Source organism: Peribacillus sp. (assembly GCF_059453735.1).
The window spans coordinates 1-5,574 of sequence record NZ_JAZVJO010000146.1 but is presented as its reverse complement, the minus strand read 5'-3'; the positions used below and the strand labels follow the sequence as shown (position 1 = coordinate 5,574).

The 5,574-nt window shown below is 38.2% G+C and carries 8 protein-coding genes; 7 read left to right on the top strand and 1 reads right to left on the bottom strand.

Annotated elements, in window-relative coordinates:
- Positions 1-16: 16 nt before the first annotated feature.
- Positions 17-187: a DUF2188 domain-containing protein gene (locus tag AC52RT_RS05055; RefSeq protein WP_495539742.1), complete on the top strand. Its 171-nt coding sequence runs from the start codon at positions 17-19 to the stop codon at positions 185-187.
- A 91-nt stretch (positions 188-278) separates the two neighbouring features.
- Here AC52RT_RS05055 and AC52RT_RS05050 read toward each other — a convergent pair whose 3' ends face one another.
- Positions 279-527 carry a DNA alkylation repair protein gene (locus AC52RT_RS05050; protein ID WP_495539741.1) on the bottom strand — a complete coding sequence of 83 codons (249 nt, stop codon included), beginning with the start codon at positions 525-527 and terminating at the stop codon, positions 279-281.
- A gap of 75 nt (positions 528-602) precedes the next feature.
- Between AC52RT_RS05050 and yoyC the strand changes: the two genes are divergently transcribed.
- From yoyC to AC52RT_RS05020, 6 genes are all read left to right on the top strand, one after another.
- Positions 603-881: a protein YoyC gene (gene yoyC / locus AC52RT_RS05045; RefSeq protein ID WP_495539740.1), complete on the top strand. Its 279-nt coding sequence runs from the start codon at positions 603-605 to the stop codon at positions 879-881.
- Between the two features lie 90 nt (positions 882-971).
- On the top strand, positions 972-1,925 hold the full coding sequence (locus AC52RT_RS05040; protein ID WP_495539739.1) for a YncE family protein: 954 nt from the start codon (positions 972-974) through the stop codon (positions 1,923-1,925).
- A gap of 5 nt (positions 1,926-1,930) precedes the next feature.
- Positions 1,931-2,617 (top strand): response regulator transcription factor, encoded by a 687-nt coding sequence (locus AC52RT_RS05035; protein WP_495539738.1) that lies wholly within the window; start codon positions 1,931-1,933, stop codon positions 2,615-2,617.
- Positions 2,607-4,001 carry a sensor histidine kinase gene (locus tag AC52RT_RS05030; protein WP_495539737.1) on the top strand — a complete coding sequence of 465 codons (1,395 nt, stop codon included), beginning with the start codon at positions 2,607-2,609 and terminating at the stop codon, positions 3,999-4,001. The genes AC52RT_RS05035 and AC52RT_RS05030 overlap by 11 nt, the downstream gene beginning before the upstream one ends.
- 23 nt (positions 4,002-4,024) lie before the next feature.
- Entirely contained in the window at positions 4,025-4,501 is a 477-nt protein-coding gene (locus AC52RT_RS05025; protein ID WP_495539736.1) for a FixH family protein, read from the top strand.
- 395 nt (positions 4,502-4,896) lie between these two features.
- The coding region (locus tag AC52RT_RS05020) for a CAP domain-containing protein (protein WP_495539735.1) at positions 4,897-5,574 on the top strand (678 nt) is incomplete at its 3' end.

Here is a 5,574-nt window from a genome sequence, read left to right as displayed (position 1 = left end):
ATAAGGAGGTAATGATTTGCCCTGGTCAAAAAATGATTATCCACCCGCAATGAAAAATTTAGACGAAGATGTCAGAATGAAGGCAATTGAAATTGCTAATGCGTTGCTTGATGATGGGAATGACGAAGGCAAAGCAATCCCCATCGCGATAGACACCGCGAAAAAGGCTCTTAATGAAGACAAGTAGTCGAAGTTGAAAAACAACACCTTTCCCGAAGTGGAATGGTGTTGTTTTTTTGTCTACCTTTCTTCATAAATAAGCTTTATACTAAAAACGGTCAGTTGGTGTTCATGTCACCGAACGCAGCGAATGTTTTCTCGTCTTCAATTAAGCCGCAAGCGGCACATTGGACTCGGACTTCTGGACCTTGATAAGGAAGATGAAAGGCATCAAGTGTCTCATTGGTATATTCCTCGACAATGTCACCTGTATTTGGATCCATTTTGACTGAAGTAGGCATTTGTTGAATGAGGTTAAAGCGCGTTTTATTCGTTTTACAGTTAGGGCATCGATATACTTGGGACATGTAATTCACTCCTTTCCTTTTAGGAATAGGATGTCTCTTTTTCACCAATTTATGTAAAAGAAAGCAGGGAATACAATGATTACAAATGATACATCTGAAGAGCTCCTACAGGCTTATTTAAGCATATGGAATAACCGAAGTGTCCAATTTGAACAGCAGCAGGACAAAGAAGGGATCCTTTCGGAATTGGTTCGCAGAGAGCTTCTTGATGAAAATGCCCATCCACGTGTACGAAAATCAGTATACGAAAAATTTTATTATAGTATGAAAAGACTGTCAGAATCAGACCAATCCAACGATAAAATACGTGCGTTAACCAAGGTCTATCTTTCACAAATGGAACAGTTAACATAGGGTAATCCTGTAATTTATTTTATTAAATTCACACAATTTTCACAGAAAGAGTATACAATGCTGGTTAGTATAGAACAGAGGGGTTACAAGATGAAACAAGCATTCATTGTGCTGCTGCTATTTTTTGTAACAGGCTGCAGTGAAGAGTCCTATTCAAAGATCCCTGCCAATCAATCATTTGCAGCAACACTTAACTTAAAAGATACAACCATTAGTTTTATAGATAAGCAGTATCAGAAGTTTGCAGAATGGGATCTATCAGATCCATTTCTAGGCGGACTGTTAGTAGATGACGGAGATACGATGCTCATCTATGGGAAGGACATGGAGAAAATCAGTGTTTATTCCCTGAGTCTAGGAAAGAAGCTGGAGAGCTGGAATGTGGGACGCGGGATTGTGAGCATGACTCAGTTACAGACAGGTGAACTGGCAGCTGTCAATCAAGAATCCAACGAGGTCTATTTTTTAGCATCGACTGGTGAGATTGAAAAAAAAGTGAAGGTTGGCAAGCAGCCCCAATCGCTAATTACAGATAAAAGTGGTGAAAAGCTGTATGTTATTAATTTTGGCGATGCCAAATTGTCGGTACTTAACACGTCCAGCATGAAGGTCGAGAAGGAAATTGAAATTCCATCTTCGTCAACAGGAGGCTTATTGAGAGAAAAAGAATCTGAAATATGGATAGGCGGCCACGGAAGCGGCAGTAAGGTGGAAGAAAGAATTCATATCTATTCCACGCAAACGGGAAAACTGATAAAAACATTGAAAGCACCTACCATGCCTATTAAGTTTATAGAAAATGAGGATGGTATTTTTATAGCCAGTCATGGCAGCAGCATGATTTATACATTCAATCACAGCTACGAGCAGACAGCAAGTTCCGTTATTGGAGCAAATCCCTTTGAAATGGAGCTATTTAATGGCGATTTATTAGTGGCAGGCTATGATAGCAATGAACTGTATGTAGTCAATTCTACATCAGGAAAGGTGCTCTCCACTGTAAAGACTGGTAAGGGTCCATTTCAATTGATGATTAGGGAGTAGAGGAAATGAAGAAATGTACCGTTTTGATCGTTGACGATGAAGAAAATATGCGGAACTTGATGGAAATGTATTTACTTAATTCAGGCTATCACTGTCTTCAAGCACCTGAAGGTAAAGAGGCCATTTCCTTATTGGAAAAACAGGAGGTCGATCTGATTCTCTTAGATATTATGATGCCTGGTGACAATGGATTCATTGTATGTGAAAAAATCCATCAAAAATGGGATCTTCCTGTTATATTTGTCAGTGCTAAGGGGGCAGAATGGGACAAAGTAAAGGGACTTAAACTAGGTGCTGATGACTACGTTGTAAAACCCTTTCATCCGGGGGAGCTTGTGGCAAGGGTTGAAGCAGTCCTGCGCCGCAGTGGGAAAAAACAACAAAGAGAAAATGAAACCATTTCTTTAGGAAAGATTAAGATGAATTTAAAATCGAGAACAGCAGCGATTGGAGGAAATGCTGTTAATCTGACATTAAAGGAATACGAATTGCTGATCTACCTCATCACAAATAAAAAACAAGCGTTGAGCCGAGAACAGCTGCTTGCTCATGTTTGGGGCGTGAGTTATGAAGGTTCTTTGAGAACGGTTGACACGCATATTAAGACACTGCGGATGAAGTTAAAAAGTGCAGATTATATTCAAACTGTTTGGGGAATTGGTTATAAGATTGAGGAAGAATATGAAGCATAATTTCTTTTCTCTATCATTTAAACTGTGGATCACAATCCTGCTGACTATTGTTTTCTCCATCGTATTTGCGTACTCCCTGTCACACTATTATTATAAGCACTTATATGTGGAAAAGCTAAAGACGAATATGGTGGAGGTTGCTGCTAAGCTTGCTGCAGAGTATCAAGGCGGAGAAATTTCTGAAGAATATAGAGAGCAGATAGAATGGTTGAATACGAAAATAGACAGTGAAATCTTTATTGTCAGCAACCCTCGAGAGTTAAGTGCCTGTCTGCCCTTCGAAATAGATTATGATTCTTTGATCTCTGAAGAAGAAAGACAGCAATTAATTAATGGAGAAGTGATTGAAAAAGAGGAATATGAAGAACGTTTTAATCGTAAAATAGTGGCTGCGGTTACGCCGCTTGTCGATGAAGGAAGACTTGAAGGAATTATTTATACATATGTTACAGTCGATTCTATAAAAGAAGTTTTACAAGAGTTTGCGTCTAAATGGCTGGCAACGGCTCTTATCTTTGTCATCGCTGCCATTTTTCTTAGTACAAAGTGGCTGAAACGGTTGTATAAGCCGATAAAAGAAATAGAGGAAGCTGCCAAAAAAGTATCTGATGGTGATTATTCCATTAAAGTGAAAGTAAACAGCAGAGATGAAATAGGAAACCTCGCTGCAGCTTTTAATGAAATGGCCAATTCAATTTATCTAGAAGAGGCAAAGAAAAGGGAATTCATTGAGAACGTTTCACACGAGTTAAGAACACCCTTGAGCTATGTGACGGGTTATACGCAAGCCATTCTTGATGATGTAGTGAAAGGTGAAGATCAACATAAATACCTTACGCTTATTTTGTCTGAAAGCAATCGTTTAGAAAAACTTGTTACAAACTTAATGGATTTAGCAAAAATGAATAATGAAAATCTTGTTAATCAGGTTCCCATTGCCTTAGCACAATTTTTAGAGGATTTCTTTGAGCAGTACTCTTTGAAGATGGAAGAAAAGGGACTTACCCTCAGCTTAACCCTTGATCCAGATCCAATCATTATTGCGGATGAAAGCCAACTAAAGCAAATCCTTTATAATGTATTGGACAATGCGATGAATTATTCCCCTGCTGGCGGTGTAATCGATGTCCAGTTAACAAATGAGAGTGAACAGGTAATCCTGAAGATTACGGATTCAGGAATTGGGATTCCTAAAGAAGATATCCCGCACGTTATGGACCGTTTTTATCGAGTAAATAAGGCACGAAGCCGGTTTGACGGTGGAACAGGCTTAGGCTTAGCCATTGTAAAGCAAATGGTTGTTCTTCAAAAAGGAACAGTTACAATCGAAAGTGAAGAAGGAAAAGGTACAACCGTAAGGCTGTCTTTTCCAACTGTAAGCTAATAGAGCAGAAAAGAGGAATAATGATGAAACGAGTTTTATTTATTCTACTAGCAGTAATTGCCATTATGGGAGGCTGTGGAAAAGAAAATACCCATGAAGAGGAAATTCCAAAGCTGTTAGAAGTTGAACTTTCACTAACTCCTGATAAAAGTGAGGTAAATGAATCCATTACTTTTCAAGCCTTGGTAAGTCAAGGTGATGAAGAGGTTACTGACGCGGATGAAGTGAAATTTGAAATATGGCGGTCAAAAGATGAACATCATGAAATGACAGTCGCCAAGCACAGCAAAGACGGTATCTATGAAGTAGAAAAATTGTTTGATCAAGAGGGCACCTATTATGTATATGCTCATGTAACTGCACGAGGAATGCACAGTATGCCGAAAAAAGAATTCATTGTCGGTCAGCCAAGTGATCCAGAAGATGGAAGTAGTAGTCAAATGAAAAATATGAAAGAACACGATGATTCGAGTGATGGAGACAGCACGGAACATCATTAACAACTAAATCATGACACTTTGCAGAACTTGCGAAGTGTTTTTTTATTGTCTTTCATATAATAATTGAACGATAAATGTATTTAATAGTTGTAATAAACTCGTAAAATCTGTTACATGAGAAAGCGAGTTTAAGAGGTGTCAAGACTAGAATACTGGTTGTTTGTTTCTTCTATAGGTGGCAACTTCCATTGACAATCAGAATGACTTCTAGTTAAAAATTCTATATTTTCATGAAATCTTGATAAACAGCGGATTTCTCTCTTCTTTTTATGGGGAAAGAATCGGATGTTTTTTTTTCTTGTAGTCTAGGGAATTCTTGGTCCAAATGTTACAGAAAAAGCCGTGCTATGATAGTTTCAGAGGCAAGGCTACTAGAAACAAGGAGGAATTATTAAATGAAAAAAGTAATCATTACTGTTGCAGCAGCAGCTGCTCTAATCTTTACAGGAACTGGGGCTCAAACAACTGAGGCTGCTAGTGTAAACAAAGAATACAAGTCAATCTGCATCCAGAATGCAACTAATGAAGAAATGCAAAAGTTGATTGAACAATATTTTGCAAACACAACTAAAACATTTTCACCGAAACAGTTTAAAGTTCTTGTACATCAATTCAACGTATCACCAGAAGAAACACTCACTAAAGTAATGAAAAAAGTAAAAGCACAAGAACAAACAGTAAAAGCAGAAGAACCATCTGCAAAAGCACCAGTGAAAGAAGAGGTTAAGGCACCAGTGAAAGAAGAAGTTAAGGCACCAGTGAAAGAAGAAGCAAAAGCACCAGTGAAAGAAGAAGTAAAAGCGCCAGTGAAAGAAGAAGTAAAAGCACCGGTAAAAGAAGAAACTCCGGCAGTAGAAACACCTGAAACAACTACAACAGAAGAACCGGCAAAAGAAGAAACAACTAAAGAAGAAGCGGCTCCTAGTGAAGACGTAAATTCTGAAATCAGTGCATTTGAAAAAGAAGTTGTTGCATTGACAAATGCGGAACGGTCAAAACAAGGACTAAAAGCATTAGAAATGGATACTGAACTTAGTAAAGTTGCAGGAATCAAATCACAAGATATGAAAGAT